Annotated in this window: 12 protein-coding genes, 1 tRNA gene and 2 pseudogenes; 10 read left to right on the top strand and 5 right to left on the bottom strand. The window is 72.6% G+C overall.

All coding sequences use genetic code 11. The features are described from left to right. Positions 1 to 179: 179 nt before the first annotated feature. The 3 genes and pseudogenes from ACK586_RS20850 to ACK586_RS20860 form a co-directional block, all read left to right on the top strand. Positions 180 to 422 (top strand): annotated as a pseudogene (locus ACK586_RS20850) (integrase core domain-containing protein); the annotation flags it as partial. 91 nt (positions 423 to 513) lie between these two features. Further along, positions 514 to 816, top strand: a pseudogene (locus ACK586_RS20855) (MFS transporter); the annotation flags it as partial. A gap of 44 nt (positions 817 to 860) precedes the next feature. Next, positions 861 to 1130, top strand: a complete 270-nt coding sequence (locus ACK586_RS20860; protein WP_409332439.1) for a hypothetical protein — start codon at positions 861 to 863, stop codon at positions 1128 to 1130. A 131-nt stretch (positions 1131 to 1261) separates the two neighbouring features. On the opposite strand, the gene ACK586_RS20865 is transcribed toward ACK586_RS20860, so the two are convergent. Next, positions 1262 to 1852, bottom strand: a complete 591-nt coding sequence (locus ACK586_RS20865; RefSeq protein WP_409332428.1) for a PadR family transcriptional regulator — start codon at positions 1850 to 1852, stop codon at positions 1262 to 1264. A gap of 72 nt (positions 1853 to 1924) precedes the next feature. Between ACK586_RS20865 and ACK586_RS20870 the strand changes: the two genes are divergently transcribed. The 5 genes from ACK586_RS20870 to ACK586_RS20890 are packed head-to-tail and all read left to right on the top strand — an operon-like array spanning position 1925 to position 8806. Then, positions 1925 to 3442 carry a class I adenylate-forming enzyme family protein gene (locus tag ACK586_RS20870; RefSeq protein WP_409332429.1) on the top strand — a complete coding sequence of 506 codons (1518 nt, stop codon included), beginning with the start codon at positions 1925 to 1927 and terminating at the stop codon, positions 3440 to 3442. Next, on the top strand, positions 3435 to 5870 hold the full coding sequence (locus ACK586_RS20875) for a xanthine dehydrogenase family protein molybdopterin-binding subunit (RefSeq protein ID WP_409332430.1): 2436 nt from the start codon (positions 3435 to 3437) through the stop codon (positions 5868 to 5870). The genes ACK586_RS20870 and ACK586_RS20875 overlap by 8 nt, the downstream gene beginning before the upstream one ends. A 28-nt stretch (positions 5871 to 5898) precedes the next feature. After that, the gene (locus tag ACK586_RS20880; protein ID WP_409332431.1) at positions 5899 to 6681 is read left to right on the top strand and encodes an enoyl-CoA hydratase/isomerase family protein; all 783 of its coding nucleotides are present in this window, start codon (positions 5899 to 5901) and stop codon (positions 6679 to 6681) included. A 5-nt stretch (positions 6682 to 6686) separates the two neighbouring features. Continuing rightward, complete coding sequence (locus ACK586_RS20885) at positions 6687 to 7568, top strand: FAD binding domain-containing protein (RefSeq protein WP_409332432.1); 882 nt, start codon at positions 6687 to 6689, stop codon at positions 7566 to 7568. After that, a complete protein-coding gene (locus tag ACK586_RS20890; RefSeq protein ID WP_409332433.1) occupies positions 7565 to 8806 on the top strand; it encodes a xanthine dehydrogenase family Fe-S subunit in 1242 nt (413 codons plus the stop codon). The genes ACK586_RS20885 and ACK586_RS20890 overlap by 4 nt, the downstream gene beginning before the upstream one ends. Positions 8807 to 9545: 739 nt before the next feature. Here the strand turns inward: ACK586_RS20890 and ACK586_RS20895 are convergent. The 3 genes from ACK586_RS20895 to ACK586_RS20905 all read right to left on the bottom strand — a co-directional run bounded on the left by ACK586_RS20895 (position 9546) and on the right by ACK586_RS20905 (position 11620). Beyond that, positions 9546 to 10667, bottom strand: coding sequence for an NDMA-dependent alcohol dehydrogenase (locus tag ACK586_RS20895; protein ID WP_409332434.1), 1122 nt, complete (start codon positions 10665 to 10667; stop codon positions 9546 to 9548). Positions 10668 to 11013: 346 nt separating this feature from the next. After that, complete coding sequence (locus tag ACK586_RS20900) at positions 11014 to 11346, bottom strand: hypothetical protein (protein WP_409332435.1); 333 nt, start codon at positions 11344 to 11346, stop codon at positions 11014 to 11016. 189 nt (positions 11347 to 11535) lie between these two features. Next, a tRNA-Leu gene (locus tag ACK586_RS20905) sits at positions 11536 to 11620 on the bottom strand. 198 nt (positions 11621 to 11818) lie between these two features. On the opposite strand from ACK586_RS20905, the gene ACK586_RS20910 reads away from it, so the two are divergent. Together ACK586_RS20910 and ACK586_RS20915 are read left to right on the top strand one after the other, a co-directional pair. Then, positions 11819 to 13147 (top strand): M20/M25/M40 family metallo-hydrolase, encoded by a 1329-nt coding sequence (locus tag ACK586_RS20910; RefSeq protein WP_409332436.1) that lies wholly within the window; start codon positions 11819 to 11821, stop codon positions 13145 to 13147. 20 nt (positions 13148 to 13167) lie between these two features. Then, the gene (locus ACK586_RS20915; RefSeq protein WP_409332437.1) at positions 13168 to 13965 is read left to right on the top strand and encodes an SDR family oxidoreductase; all 798 of its coding nucleotides are present in this window, start codon (positions 13168 to 13170) and stop codon (positions 13963 to 13965) included. Positions 13966 to 14152: 187 nt separating this feature from the next. Here ACK586_RS20915 and ACK586_RS20920 read toward each other — a convergent pair whose 3' ends face one another. Beyond that, on the bottom strand, positions 14153 to 14725 hold the full coding sequence (locus ACK586_RS20920; RefSeq protein ID WP_409332438.1) for a class I SAM-dependent methyltransferase: 573 nt from the start codon (positions 14723 to 14725) through the stop codon (positions 14153 to 14155). Positions 14726 to 14952: the final 227 nt, after the last annotated feature.

A 14952-nucleotide genomic window follows, 5' to 3' on the forward strand; every position in this document is an offset into this window, starting at 1 on the left:
CCGCCGCCGTCGCCGGGGGGGACGACGGGTGGGCTCCCGGTCGGGGTGCAGGTCATCGGCGACCGCTTCCAGGAGCTGCTGTGCCTGGAGGCCGCCGAGGAGATCGAGCGCGCGGTGGGGGTGCTCACGCCGATCGACCCGGTGCGCTGACGCCGGCTCAGCGCTCCTGGAACTGCTGCATCGGCTCGATGGGCAGAGTCGGTGTAGCAGGGGACAACGCCGCCATGGAGTCGCTCTTCGCCCTGTTGCAGAAGAACGTGCTCGACCGCCGGCAGTGGCGCACTCGACAAGAGCTACGGATCGCGATCGTCACCTGGATCGAACGGACCTACCACCGACGGCGCCGCCAGGACGCCCTCGGTCGACTCACGCCCATCGAGTACGAGAGCATCACACCCACACTGGCCGCTCAGGCTGCTTGATCCAACCTGTCACCGATCCGTGCAGCAGTCCCTGGAGACCCCCGCGGCCCGGTGGGTGCTGCTGGCGACCGTGCTCGGGTCGAGCATGGCCATGCTCGACGCGACGGTCGTCAACGTGGCCCTGGAACGCATTGGCACCGACCTGGACGCCGGATTCGCCGGCCTCCAGTGGACGGTCAACGCCTACACGCTGACGCTGGCCTCGCTGATCCCGCTCGGGGGGTCGCTGAGCGACCGGTTCGGCCGCCGGCGGATCTTCGTCGTCGGCGTCTGCTGGTTCGCGGCCGCCTCGCTGCTGTGCGGACCGGCGTGGGACATTGAGACGCTGATCGCCGCACGGGCCCTGCAGGGGGTGGGCGGCGAGCTTCTGACCCCGGGAAGTCTCGCGATCATCTCGGCCTCCTTCGCCGGCGCGGACCGGTCGGCCGCGGTCGGGGCATGGTCCGGGTCGGCGATGTGGCGGGCGCGGTCGGCCCCTTCCTCGGCGGCTGGCTGGCCGAGTGGAACTGGCGGGCGGTGTTCTTGCTCAACCTGCCGCTGGCACTGCTCGTGCTCCTGGTCGTGGTCCGGCACGTCCCCGAGACCCGGGATCCCCGGGCCGCGCCGCACCTCGGCGTGGCCGGCACAGTCCTCGTCACGGCGGGTCTGGGTGGGCTCACCTACGCGCTGACGGCCGCCGGCGGGCAGACCTCCTCGGCCGTGGTCTGACGGCGCACCCGACGGGGGAATGCGGACGGTGGGCAGGCGGCCGAACACTGGTGGCCAACCACGGCCGCCCTCGGGTCATCTCTGCCATCGGCCGGGCCGTGGCGCTCGTCGGCCCGGGCAGTCGCGTGCGGCTACCGCGTCGTTGACCTACCCCTGGCGGCCGCGTCGCCGGGCGCCTGGGGCAGCCACGCGTCGGGGTCCTTCTCCAACGCGGTCCAGAACCGCAGCGCCGCGTGCTCCATCTCCAGGCCGAGCCGGAGCGTGACCAAGCGCGGGGCGACGCCGCGAACGTCGCCGTACCGCCGCTGCATGTCTTCGTAGACCGCGATCCGCTCGGTGTGCGCTGCGATCTGCTCGCGCGCCAGCCGCGCCACGTTCCCGGGCTCCCCGAGCTCGTTGAAGAAGAGCTTCAGCTCAGCGACGTCGCGCATCTGGAAGTGCTCGTTGGTCGGCGCGGCCAGCCAGGCACGCAGCTCCCGCAGCCCCTCCTCGGTGAGCGAGTAGGTCCGCCGCCGGCGGCCTTCCTGCTCGCTGGAGGCGGTCAACAGCCCCATCTGCTCGAGCCGCTGCGGCTCCGAGTACAGGGCAGCGTGGGGGAACGTCCAGAAGTAGCCGATCGACCGGCTGACCGCCCGCTTGAGGTCGTAGGACGTGGACGGCCCGCGCAACCCGATCGTCCCGAGCACCACGTAGGAGGTCGGGGAGAGCCGTTCGGACGCCACGTTGCCAGCCTAATCTTCCGGTCTGTATGGTCCAATACAGATCATTGTCGATCGGCTTTCGGAGGCTCACGCATGGACCTCGCCACCGCCCTGTCGTGGACTGCTGAGCGTCATCCGGACCGCCGGGCGGTCGGTGGCCCCCGGCCCATGTCGTACCGCCAATGGGACGCGCGCACCAACCAGCTCGCCCGTGCCCTGGCCGATCTCGGGGTCCGGCGTGGCGACCGGGTCGGGCTCTTCCTGGCCGGCGGCGAGCCCCTGGCCAGCCTGCACCTGGCTGCCCAGAAGCTCGGGGCCGTCAGCGTCCCGCTATCGACCCGCCTCGGTCCCGAGGAACTCGGCTACTGCCTCGGTGACGCCGAGGCAGCACTGCTGGTCACCGACGAGACTACGGCTCCGACGGCGGAGAAGGCCGGGATCTCGACGCAGCACCGCGACGTGGGGGAGCTGGCCGTGGACGGGCAGCCGGACGGTGCCCTCGGCGACCCGCCCGATGAGTCCGACATCAGCGTCATGCTCTACACCTCCGGCACGACCGGCCGGCCCAAGGGCGTGCCGCGGTCGCACCGCGCCGAGCACACCGCTGCGGTCGCCCACCTGGTGCAGACCCAGCTGCGGCACGACGAGGTCGTCCTCGGAGTCATGCCGATGTTCCACACGATGGGGCTGCGTACGCTGCTGGCCAGCATCGTCTGCGGTGGCACCTGGGTGCCCCAGGTGCGGTTCGACGCGGCCGAGTCCGTGCAGCTGATCCGAGAAGAGCAGGTCAGCTCGCTGTACCTGGTGCCCACCATCTACTGGTCGCTGCTGCGCGAGGACGGCTTCGCCGCCACCGGGGTCGACCGCCTGGCCTACGCCGGCGCGGCGATGACCCCGGCCCTCGCCGAGCAGCTCGCCGAGGCGCTCAATCCGCAGGTGCTGGTCAACCACTACGGCAGCACCGAGATCTACACCTTCACCATCGGCCCCGACGGGCTGCGCAAGCCCGGCTGCGCCGGCCGCGCCGGGCTGTTCTCCCGCGTCCGGCTGGTCGAGCCCGTCGTCGGCGCCGCGCCCGAGGCGCTGGTCCGTCCGGGGGAGCAGGGCCAGGTCATCGCCAGCATGGCCAGCCCCGAGGCGTTCGGCGGCTACTGGCACCGCTCGGACGCCGACGAGAAGTCGATCCGCCAGGGCTGGTACTACACCGGCGACCTCGCCACCGCCGACGAGGACGGCGACCTGTGGGTCTCCGGCCGGGTCGACGACATGATCAACTCAGGCGGCGAGAACATCTACCCCGACGAGATCGAGGCCGCCCTCGTGCGCTGCCCGGCCGTCGCGGACGTCTGCGTCGTCGGGATGCCGGACGAGCGCTGGGGCAGCGCGGTCACCGCGTTCGTCGTCCCCGCCGACGGCCGCGCCCCCGACCACGTCGTGCGCGAGCTGCAGGACTACGCGACGAACCACCTCCCGTCGCTGAAGCGGCCCAAGCGCGTCGTGGCGATCAGCGCCATTCCCCGCTCCGCCGTCGGCAAGACCCTCCGTCGCGCACTGACCGCCGGGGAGTACGAGTCCCTGGTCGCACTCGATCCCGGGAGCTCCCGTGCCTGATGCCCACACCGACACCGTCCCGCGCTGGACCCCCACCCGCATCGAGGACGCCCCGCTGGTCACCGGGCAGGGGAGGTTCCTCGACGATCTGGACCCGCTGCCGGGCACGTTGACCGCGGCGATCGTCCGCAGCCCCCACCCGCACGCCCGGATCCGCAGGGTGGACCTGTCCCGTGCCCGCCGGCATCCCGGCGTCGCCGCCGTCATCGGGCCGGAGGAGGTGGCCGCCGAGCTCAGGCCCTTCCCGCTGTCGGTGACCACCCGGATGCCGTACTTCCCGACCGGCACCGACAAGGTCCGCTACGTGGGCGAGCCGGTGGCGGTCGTCGTCGCCGACGACCGGTTCATCGCCGAGGACGCCGCCGAGCTCGTCGACGTCGAGTACGAGCTGCTCGACCCCGTCGTCGGCGTCCGCGCCGCGCTGGCCCAGGACGCCCCGCTGCTGCACGACGACCAGGGCTCGAACGTCGCCACCGATCGCACCTTCACCTTCGGCGAGGTGGACCGCGCCTTCGCCGAGGCCGCCCAGGTCGTCACGGGCACCTACGACTTCCCGCGCTACTCCTCGGTGCCGATGGAGTGCTACTCCGTCGTCGCGAACTGGACCGACGACCCGGCCGGTCCCGCGGTCGAGGCCTGGGCCAACTTCCACGGCCCGTTCACGATGGTCCCGGTCATGGCGGGGGCACTGGGCATCCCGACCTCCCGGGTGCGGCTGCACGTGCCGGCCGACATCGGTGGCAGCTTCGGCATCAAGGCGGGCATCTATCCCTACGTCGTCCTGCTGGCGCTGGCCTCCAAGTACGCCCGGACACCGGTGCGCTGGTCGGAGGACCGGGTCGAGCACCTGCTCGCCAGCTCCACCGGGGCCGACCGGATGATGCAGTTCGAGGCCGCCGTCGACGACGACGGCCGGATCACCGCGCTGCGCGCCGACCTCGTCGACAACGTCGGCGCCTACATGCGCCCGCCGGAGCCCAGCACGCTCTACCGCTGCTACGGCAACATCACCGGCGCCTACCGGATCCCGGCCGTGCAGATCCGCGCCCGCGCCGTCGTCACCAGCACCATGCCCACCGGGCTCAACCGCGGCTTCGGCGGCCAGCAGCTGTACTTCGGACTGGAACGGCTGATGGACGACGTCGCCAGGGCGACCGGGCTCGACGTCGTCGAGGCACGCTGCCGCAACCTGGTGCCTGCCGACGCCTTCCCGTACGAGACACCGACCGGCGGCGTCTACGACTCCGGCAACTACGAGGAGGCCATCCGCCTCGCGGTGCGCAACGCCGACCTCGACGAGCTGCGACGCCGGCAGGCGGAGGCCCGGGAGCGGGGCGAGCTCTACGGCATCGGCCTGGCCGCGGTCGTCGACCCGTCCGGCACCAACATCGGCTACGTCGGGCTGGCCACGCCCGCCGCCGACCGCAAGCCCGGCCGCGACAAGTCCGGCTCCACCGAGCACGTCCGGGTCAGCGTCGACCTCCAGGGCATCGTCACCGTGCTGCTCGGCAGCGTCCCGCAGGGCCAGGGGCACGCCACCACCGCGCGGCAGGTCGCCGCCCGGCGGCTCGGGCTGCCCGAGGAGCAGGTCCGCGTCGTCATCGAGATGGACACCGCGACCACCCCGTGGACGGTCACCTCGGGCAGCTACTCCTCCCGCTTCGCGCCGCTGGTCACCAGCGCCGTCGTCGCGGCCTGCGACCGGATCGCCGTCACGGTGAAGGCCGCCGGCAGCGTGCTGCTCGAGACCCCACCCGAGCAGCTCGAGCTCGCCGACGGCGCGGTCCGGGTGGCCGGTGACCCCGGCCGGTCCGTGCTCTTCCGGCACGCCGCCGGCGTCGTGCACTGGGATCCCGGCGCGCTGCCCGAGGGCACCCCGGCCCGGCTCTACGAGGAGGCAGCCTTCGCCCCACGCGAGGTGCGTGCGGCCACCCGCGACGAGCGGATCAACTCCAGCCTCTGCTACGGCTTCGTCGCCGAGCTCGTCGCCGTGCGGATCGACCCCGACACCCTCGAGATCACCATCGAGCGGGTCTCCTCGGTGCACGACGCCGGCACCGTGCTCAACCAGACACTGCTCGACGGCCAGGTCCACGGCGCGCTCACCCAGGCCCTCGGCGGGGCGATGTACGAGGAGTTCACCTACTCGGCGGGCGGCCAGCCGACGGCGGCGACCTTCCTGGACTACCTCTGCCCGACCACCGCGGAGGCCGGCTTCCCCCTGCTGACCGACCACGTGGTGACCCCGTCCCCGCTGACCCCGCTCGGCGCGAAGGGCAGCGGCGAGGGCAGCTCGATGAGCTTTCCGGCGGCCGTGGCCAACGCCGTCACCGACGCGCTCGCACCGCTCGGCCTGGCGATCAACCAGCTGCCGGTGCACGGCAACGTCCTGTTCGACCTGCTCGACGGCGCCCGCCGTCCGGCCTGACATCCCCCTGCAACCGAGGAGCTCCCGCATGCCCACGACCGGTGGCGACGTCCTGCTCGACCACGGCCACGACGGCCAGGTCGCCTACCTGACCCTCTCCCACGGCGGCTACACCGTCGTCACGATGGAGATGCGGGCCAGGATGGCCGAGCGCTTCGCCGAGATCGACCGGGACGAGCGGGTGCGCGCCGTCGTCATCCGGTCCGACGGCAAGCACTTCACCTCCGGCGGTGACATCGCCGGGTTCATGGAGGTCGACCCGATCGACCTTTCCCACCTGGGCCAGGACATCACCGCGCCGGCGCGCAGCGGCAAGCCGGTCATCGCCGCCATCGACGGCTACTGCTTCGGCGTGGGCCTCGAGCTCGCGCTCTCCTGCGACATCCGGCTGGCCACCGGCCGCAGCCAGTTCGCGCTGCCGGAGATGAACCTCGGGATGATCCCCGGCAGCGGCGGTACCCAGCGGCTGTCCCGGTTGATCGGCCTCTCCCGGGCGAAGTACCACATCCTGACCGCCACCCGGATCCAGGCGCAGGACGCGCTCGACTGGGGCCTGGTCTCGGAGGAGCTCTTCGCCGACCGCGACGCTCTCTACGAGGGCGTGGAGAGGCTGGTGACCAAGCTGCTCGGCTTCTCGCCGATCGCGCTGCAGACCGGCAAGGAGGTGCTCGACCGGGGCATCGACGGCCCGCTGTACACCGGCATCGAGCTGGAGCGGAAGGCCTACGCGATGCTGCGGGCGACGCAGGACTTCGCCGAGGGCGTGAAGGCGTTCGGCGAGAAGCGCAAGCCCGACTTCGTCGGGCGGTGAGCTGAGTGAAGCCGGCCCCGTTCGCCTACGTGCGCCCGGCCACGCTGGACGACGCCGTCGCCGAGCTGGCCGCTACCGACGGTGACGGCAAGGTGCTGGCCGGGGGACAATCCCTGGTGCCGGTCCTGGCGATGCGCCTGGGCCGGCCGGGCACCCTCGTCGACATCAACGCCGTCGTCGGCCTCGACGGGTTCGAGCGCCGCAAGGGCGCCCTGCGGATCGGTGCCACGGTCCGGCAGCGGCACGTGGAGCGCAGTTCCGCGGCAGCCGCCGTGCCGCTGCTCGGGCTGGCGCTGCCCTTCGTGGGGCACCGCGAGCTGCGCAGCCGCGGCACGGTCTGCGGCAGCCTGGCGCACGCCGACCCGGGCGCCGAGTTGCCCGCCGTCGCTCTCTGCCTGGGTGCGACCCTGGAGATCACCGGACCCGGCGGCCGGCGCACCGTGCGCGCGGCCGACTTCTTCCAGGGCGCGATGACCACCGCGGTCGGCCCGGACGAGATTCTCTCGGCCGTGGAGTTCCCGGCGGCCGGGCCGGGGGAGGGGTTCGGCTTCGCCGAGCTGGCCCGCCGGCACGGCGACTTCGCGCTGGCCGGCGTCGTCACCCGGGTCCGTTCCCGGGACGGCGCCGTCGCCGACGCGGTGCTCTCCGGCTTCGGCGTCTCCGACCGCCCGGTCACCCGCGACGTCACCGAGCTGGTCCGGGCCGCGGCCGGGGAGGCCGACGTCGAGACCGCGCTGCGCCCGGGCACCGAGGAGCTGGCCAGGGTGATGGTCGACACGGCGGGGGACGCCCACGGCTCGCAGGGCTACCGGCGGCGGCTGTTCGCCGTCCTCGCGGCCCGGGAGCTGGCCCGCGCCAACCGCCGAGCAACGGAGAGGACCTCATGACCACCACCGAGCACCAGCGCGCGGTCAAGGCCGCCGCGGACGAGCTGATCGACGTCTCGTTCACGGTCAACGGAACGCCGGTGACCATCCGGGTTCCGGCTCGCATGCACCTGGCCGACGCGCTGCGCCAGCACCTCGGCCTGACCGGCACGCACCTGGGCTGCGAGCACGGCGTGTGCGGCATGTGCACGGTGCTCGTCGACGGCGACGCCGCCCGCGCCTGCCTGGTCTTCGCCGTGCAGGCCGAGGGCACCGACGTGGTCACGGTCGAGGGGCTGGGCACCCAGGACGACCAGCACCCGCTGCAGCAGGCCTTCAGCCACCACCACGCGCTGCAGTGCGGCTTCTGCACGCCGGGCTTCCTGATGAGCTCCTATGACCTGCTCACGCACGAGCCGGGCGTCGACGAGGAGCGCTTGCCGGAGGAGCTGTCCGGGGTGATCTGCCGGTGCACCGGCTACCGCGGCATCCTCGCGGCGGTCGCCGACGTCGCCGAGGCGCACCCCGAGGGGGTGCCGGCACCTCGCAACTGCGCGCCGCGCACCCTCGTCGGCCGCGGCGGCGCCGCCACCGCGGCAGCTCCGGCAGCGGCGCCGGTGGGGGACGCCGAGGAGGCGGTGCCCACCGACATCACCCGGCCGACCGGCACCCCCACCATCACCGTCGAGGTCACCCGGCTGCTGACCAGCCCGCTCGACGACATCTGGGCGGTCATGACCGACGTGCACCGGCTGGCCCGCTGCCTGCCGGGTGCGGAGATGACCGAGGACCTCGGCGACGATCGCTACCGGGGTCGAGCCACGGTGGCGCTCGGCCCGGTGCGGCTGGCGTTCCGGGGGCTAGCGCGCATCACCGAGCGCGACGAGACCTTGCACCGGCTGGCACTGCTGGCCCAGGGTGCGGACACCGGCGGCAACCGCACCGCCGCCGACATCGGGCTGCGCGCGACGGCCACCCCCGACGGCGGCACCGAACTACGCGCCGACGCCGCGGTGTTCCTCTCCGGCCGGATCGCCCAGTTCGGCCGCGCGTTGGCCGGTGACGTGAGCCAGAGGATGTTCGAGCAGTTCGCGCACGCCCTCGACGAGACCGCGCGGACCGGCCAGGCCCCGGACGTCGGCGCCGGACCGAGCGCGCTGTCGATCGGCGTCGCCGCGGTCCGGGACGCCGTCCGGCGGCGGTTGGCGGACGTCAGGACGACGCTGCAGGAGCGGAGGGCCCGCCGGCGTGGATGCTGAGCCCTGCGAGCCGGTGCGACCAGCCCGACACGGCGGAGCCCACTGGCCAGCCGATCGGTGCCTTCCCGGACGTCGCCGAAGCACATCCTGCTCGCGTCGGTGATCAGGCGGGGGGCTCCGGGCGGCGCGGCACGCCACACCTCCTCGGGATCCGTGAGCTCGACTGCTCGCCGTCCTCGCTCCTGAGCGCCCTGCCCGACTACTGGCAGACCGATCCGGGCACCGTCACCCGGCACTCGGCGAGGTCGGTGTGAGGGCACGGAGGGCTTTCGGCCGGCCGCCGTCTGGACATCCCATGGCGTGAGGGGTCGGGCCGCGGCAGGTGTGGAGGTTGTCCGGGCGGCGTCCTCGTCGTAGGGGGGTCGGGTTTCAGGCAACCCGAGTCTGCCCGGCGATGCCCTCGGGCAGCCGGCCTCGTGCCAGCCGGCGCCCTGTTCGTCTTGCACCTCGATGGCGTGGTGGTCCTCGGCCCAGTCGTCACCCAGGACAAGATCCGCGCCCCCTCTGGCCTCGGCTCCGCGTTCGGCAGCGCGGAGGGATACAGCCAGCGGACTCATGGTCAAGTGCTCACCGGCGAACTCCGGGACACGTTCATCCCAGCAGCGATCAGGCCACCTCACGACCGGTGGGCGCACGATCCGAGCACGGGAATCCACCGGTTCCCGTCGTCGAGAGTGCTGACCCACCGGCCGCTACCGGCGCCGAACCTGCCAGACACCAGCGGGCTCGATAGGTCCCCTCAGTCGTCAAAGACGACGACGCCTCGAATGTTCTTGCCTGCGTGCATGTCTTCGTAGCCCTGCGCCACCTGGTCGAGCGTGTACCGGTGCGTGATCAGCTCGTCGAGCTTCAGCTGGCCCCGCATGTAGAGGTCGACGAGCCACGGGATGTCCGCAGTGGGGTTCGAGGCGCCGAACAACGACCCCTGCAGGCGCTTCTGGAAGATGGTCAGCTCACCGATGGACAGCGACAGGTCGGTCCGAGTGATGTCGCCGACCCCGGTCACGACCACCGTGCCTGCCTTGCGGATGGAGGCGAACGCCTGCGAGACGTGCTCGGGGGTGGTCACCCCGACGGTGACGATCGTGGCGTCGGCTCCCTGACCGTTGGTGAACGTCCGGGCCAGTTCGGCCGCATCCTCGATGTTCTCGACCACATGGGTGGCGCCGAACTCCACCGCCTTCTCGCGCTTGAACGCCACCGGGTCGACCGCGATGACCTGACCCGCGCCGGAGTGCACGGCGCCCTGGACGGCGTTGATGCCGATCCCGCCGATCCCCATCACGATCACGGTGTCCCCGGGGTAGATGTCGGCGAGGTTCACTGCGGACCCCCACCCCGTGCCGACTCCGCATCCGAGCAGGCAGAGGCTCTCCAGCGGCGCGTCGACCGGCACCTTGACGGCGTTGTCCGCGTCGACGGTCGTGAACTGGCTGAAGGTCGAGATGCCGAACATCTGCCCGACCGGCTGCCCGTCCAGGCGCATCCGGAAGCTCGCCGGGTCGTCCAGCCGTGAGCCGTTCAACAGCCCGGCACCACGGTCACAGAGGTTCTGCATGCCCCGCGCGCACCAGCGGCACTTCCCGCAGGACGGCAGGAAGGAGAAGACGACGTGATCACCCTCGGACCAGCCACGGACGCCCTCGCCGATCTGGACGACGACGCCGGCACCCTCGTGACCGCCGCAGACCGGGTAGATCCCGTACTCCATGTCGCCGGTGGCGATGTGATCGTCGGTGTGGCACAACCCCGAGGCCACCATCTTCACGGTGAGCTCGCCCGGACCGGCCTCCTCCAGCTCGAGTTCCGCCGTCTCGTAGCGCCCCGGTACATGTCGGATGATTGCGCCCTGCGTCTTCACTCCTGCAGCCTCCAGTTCGAATCGCCCGCTCGCGACCACGAACGGGTGAGACATGGTCTAGAACAGATCGTGCGGAGTGGAGTGTGACACGTCGCGGGGTGATCCGGAACACCTGGAGAGGGCCGCGCGGCCCGAATGCTCGACGTGCTCGGTCTACACGTCACCTGGAGGCCTGCGGCACCGCCCCTGGGGAGCGCTGTGTGCTCGGGGTGGGGGGAGGACGTCGGGGCCGAGGTAGCGGCGGCTTTCGGCCCATTCGTCTGCTGCTGTTGGTGACGTGGTGACGACCGGAAGAAACCGTTCGTGGCTACTGCGTCGTTCGACTTCACCGGCTCCGTCGTCCTGCTCACCGGGGGCGGCAGTGGCATCGGACGACCAGCACACCGCCGTCACGTTCGGCCGGCAGCTGCGCGTCGAGCACCGGGCACAGGGGCAGCGGGAGTCGGCCCTTGGCGTCCAGCTTGGTGTAGGTCAGCTCCGTGCGGGCCGGCGCCGGCTCGGCGGCGTGGGCGTGCAGCGGGCTGAAGTCGGCGGCGCCCGGCGGACGTTGGTTGCGCTCCCGAAGCAGGTCGGTGTTCAGCCAGAGCTCGTTGAGCTCCGCGGTGGACGGTGCGCTGCCGCCGAACGCCCAGCCGTCGGGCAGGGACGGGCCGACTGCCGGGGCGGCGACGGCGGGCACGGTGGCCGCATGAAGCGAGGAACGGCGAGTGCGCGCGGACTGGCCGGCGGCGTCGGGCGTGCGGCGTGGCCGGTGGTGCGGGTCGTGGCATGGCCGCAGCTGTGCCGGGCGTTTCGCCAGCGGCGCTCGGATTCGGCCGATCTGCGGGATTCTCACCCGAAGGAGGGTGGGACGCGTCCCACTTCGTTGTGTCCGAGGGGGGACTTGAACCCCCACGCCCGATAAAGGGCACTAGCACCTCAAGCTAGCGCGTCTGCCATTCCGCCACCCGGACGAGTGCGGGACAAGACTACAAGACGCCCGCGGGCCGTCGACGCACCCCCGAGCCCCCGTTCGCGCTGGTGTCGCCCCTCGCGCCGCAGCCCGGGCCGCGCGCCGTCCCGGTTGCGCGCCGCACTAGTGCCCGGCGGGACGGCGCCGTCCACCTGGGTAACCACCTCACCGGTGTGCGACCGGCGCCTACGCTCGCCGGGTGGACGCCGCGCAGAACGCCCCGTTGACCCGCGCCCAGGCCGAGGTCGCCGAGCTGCTCGGCGACCTGATCCGGATCGACACCACCAACACCGGCGACACGCTGACCGGCAAGGGCGAGCGGGCCGCCGCCGAGCACGTCGCCATGCTGCTCGACGAGGTGGGCATCGGCTCGCAGCTGTTCGAGTCCGAGCGCGGCCGGGCCAGCCTGGTCGCCCGCATCCCCGGCACCGACCCCGGCCGGCCGCCGCTGCTGGTGCACGGCCACCTCGACGTCGTCCCCGCCGACCCGGCCGAGTGGACCGTGCACCCCTTCTCCGGCGAGGAGCGCGACGGCTACGTCTGGGGCCGCGGCGCCGTCGACATGAAGGACATGGACGCCATGGTGCTCGCGCTGGTCCGCGACTGGGCCCGGACCGGCGTGCGGCCCGAGCGCGACATCGTGCTGGCCTTCCTCGCCGACGAGGAGGCCGGCGGCACCCTGGGCGCCCGGTGGATCGTCGACACCCACCCGGACCTGTTCGCCGACTGCACCGAGGCGATCAGCGAGGTCGGCGGCTTCAGCATCACCGTCCGCGACGACCTGCGCCTGTACCTGGTGCAGACCGCCGAGAAGGGCCTGGCCTGGATGCGGCTGACCGCGTCCGGCCGGCCCGGCCACGGCTCGTTCGTGCACGACGACAACGCCGTCACCCGGCTGTGCCAGGCCGTGGCGCGGATCGGGTCCACCCGGCTGCCCACCGTCCTGACCCCGCCCATGCGCACCTTCCTCGACGCGGTCAGCGACGCCTACGGCGTCGAGATCGACCCCGACCGGCCCGAGGAGGCCCTCGCCCGCCTCGGCTCCATCAGCCGGATGATCGGCGCCGCGCTGCGCAACACGGCCAACCCGACCATGCTCGACGCCGGCTACAAGACCAACGTCATCCCCGGCACGGCACAGGCCACCGTCGACGGCCGGTTCCTGCACGGCCAGGAGGCCGAGTTCGAGCGCCAGCTCGCCGGCCTGATCGGCGAGGGCATCCAGCGGGAGTGGATCGTCCACGACCAGGCCGTGGAGACGACGTTCGACGGCCCGGTCGTGGACGCCATGGTCGCCGCGCTGCGCAGCGAGGACGACGGCGCCCGCCCCGTGCCCTTCACGATGAGCGGCGGCACCGACGCCAAGAGCTTCGAGCGCCTGGGCATCCGCTGCTTCGGCTTCTCCCCGCTGCGGCTGCCCCCGGAGCTGGACTTCGCCGCCCTCTTCCACGGCATCGACGAGCGCGTGCCCGTGGAGTCGCTGCGATTCGGCATCCGCGTGCTGGACCGGTTCCTGCGCTCGGCCTGAGGGAGTGGTGGGATGCCGGGGTGAGCATCCCCGCGCCCGGATCCGTCGCCCTGATCACCGGAGGCACCGGCGGCTTCGGCCGCGCCCTCGCCACGACGCTGCGCGAGCGCGAGGTGACCGCCGTCCTCGCCGACCTCGACAGCGAGCGCAACCGGTCGGTCGCCGCCGACCTGGGCTGCCCGTTCGTCGAGCTCGACGTCACCGACCGCGCGGCCAACGAGGCCGTCGTCGCGCGGGTCGAGGCCGAGCACGGCCGGCTCGATGCCGCCTTCCTCAACGCCGGCATCTCCGCGGCCAAGAGCGACGACGACCTCGACCTCGAGGAGTTCCTGCGCGTCGTGGACATCGACCTGTTCGGCGTCGTCTACGGCGTCCAGGCCGCGCGGCCGGCGATCGCCCGGGCCGGCGGGGGAGCGATCGTGGTGACGGCGTCGCTGGCCGGGCTGTCGCCGATGGCCACAGATCCCGGCTACAGCGTCGCCAAGGGGGGCGCGATCGCCTTCGTCCGCTCGATGGCTCCGCGGCTGGCCCGCGAGGGGACGCGGATCTCCGCCATCTGCCCCGGCTTCGCCGACACCGCGATCATCGACCGCATCCGGCACGAGTTCACCGCCGCCGGGTTCCCGGTGCTCACCGCCGAGGAGGTCGCCGACGCCATGGTGATGGCCTGGGCCGAGGGCGAGCCGGGCGCGGCCTACGTCGTCCAGCCGGGGGTGGGAGTCGTCAACTACCGGTTCAAGGGCGTGCCGGCGGCGCGGACGGCGGCCGGCGAGGCCGCCGCCGTCCCGGAGCCCCTGCGGCCCAAGGACATGCGCTAGGACGACGGGGACACCTGAGCCGGCCTCCCGGGGGAGCGGGCCCTCGTCGCGGGTCCGGTCACTCTGCGGGGAGATCCGCACGATGCGGGCGCGATCCCGCCCGCATCGTGCGGAACCGGCCCGCAGAGCCGGCTGAGAACGGGTCGTCACCCGGGAACCCGCTGGACGTCCGCTGTGGGTCCGCCGGTCACTCCAGCCGCGGCTCCCGGCAGGCGAACAGCACGGCCGGCGGCACGTTCCACGGCGACATCCGCAGCCGCACGGCGGCGAACCGGCGGCGCAGCTCCTTGAGGATCAGCGGCGAGTACTGGATCACCAGCACCGAGCCGCCGGGCGCGACGATCCGCGGCAGCACGTCGAGGATGCGCCGGCGCAGGTCCGGGGCGAACGAGGTGTAGGGCAGCGCCGAGACGACGATGTCGGCCTGCCGGCCGTCGAGGTGCTCGTCGAGGTTCTCGGCGGAGTCGCACACCACGTGCAGGCGGGGGTCGCGGTAGCGGCCGGCGAGCAGCTCGGCCAGCTCCGGGTCGATCTCGACGGCGACCAGCTCCGCCTCCGGGCCGAGCCGCGCCAGCAGCTCCCCGGTCTGCACGCCGGTGCCGGCCCCGAGCTCGACGACGAGCTTGGCGTTGGGCACGTCGCCGAGGTCGAGCATGTCGCGCACCGCCCAGCGGGAGGTGGGCAGGATGGCGCCCACCTGGCGGGGGTTCGCGATGAAGGCCCGCAGGAACTTGAGGCGGTCGTCGAGGTGCTGGTTCACGGGGGTCCTCCACCCGGGCCGGGGTCCGGGCGGGATCTCGCCCGGAGCGACCCTGGCACGACACCCCACCGGTCTGCCAGCGGGGGTCCTGCGGGGTGGGGGCACCGCGGGCCGGACGCCGCTCAGCTCAGTCTTCCTGTCCCTACCGGTGACGCCTGGCAGGCGTGAAAATGTGGTCGGGCCGCCCGCCGACGTCGGTTCCCCGCCTGGGACACGATCCCGTAGCT

The organism is Trujillonella humicola (genome assembly GCF_046233715.1).
GTDB classification, from domain to species: Bacteria; Actinomycetota; Actinomycetes; order Mycobacteriales; family Geodermatophilaceae; genus Trujillonella; species Trujillonella humicola.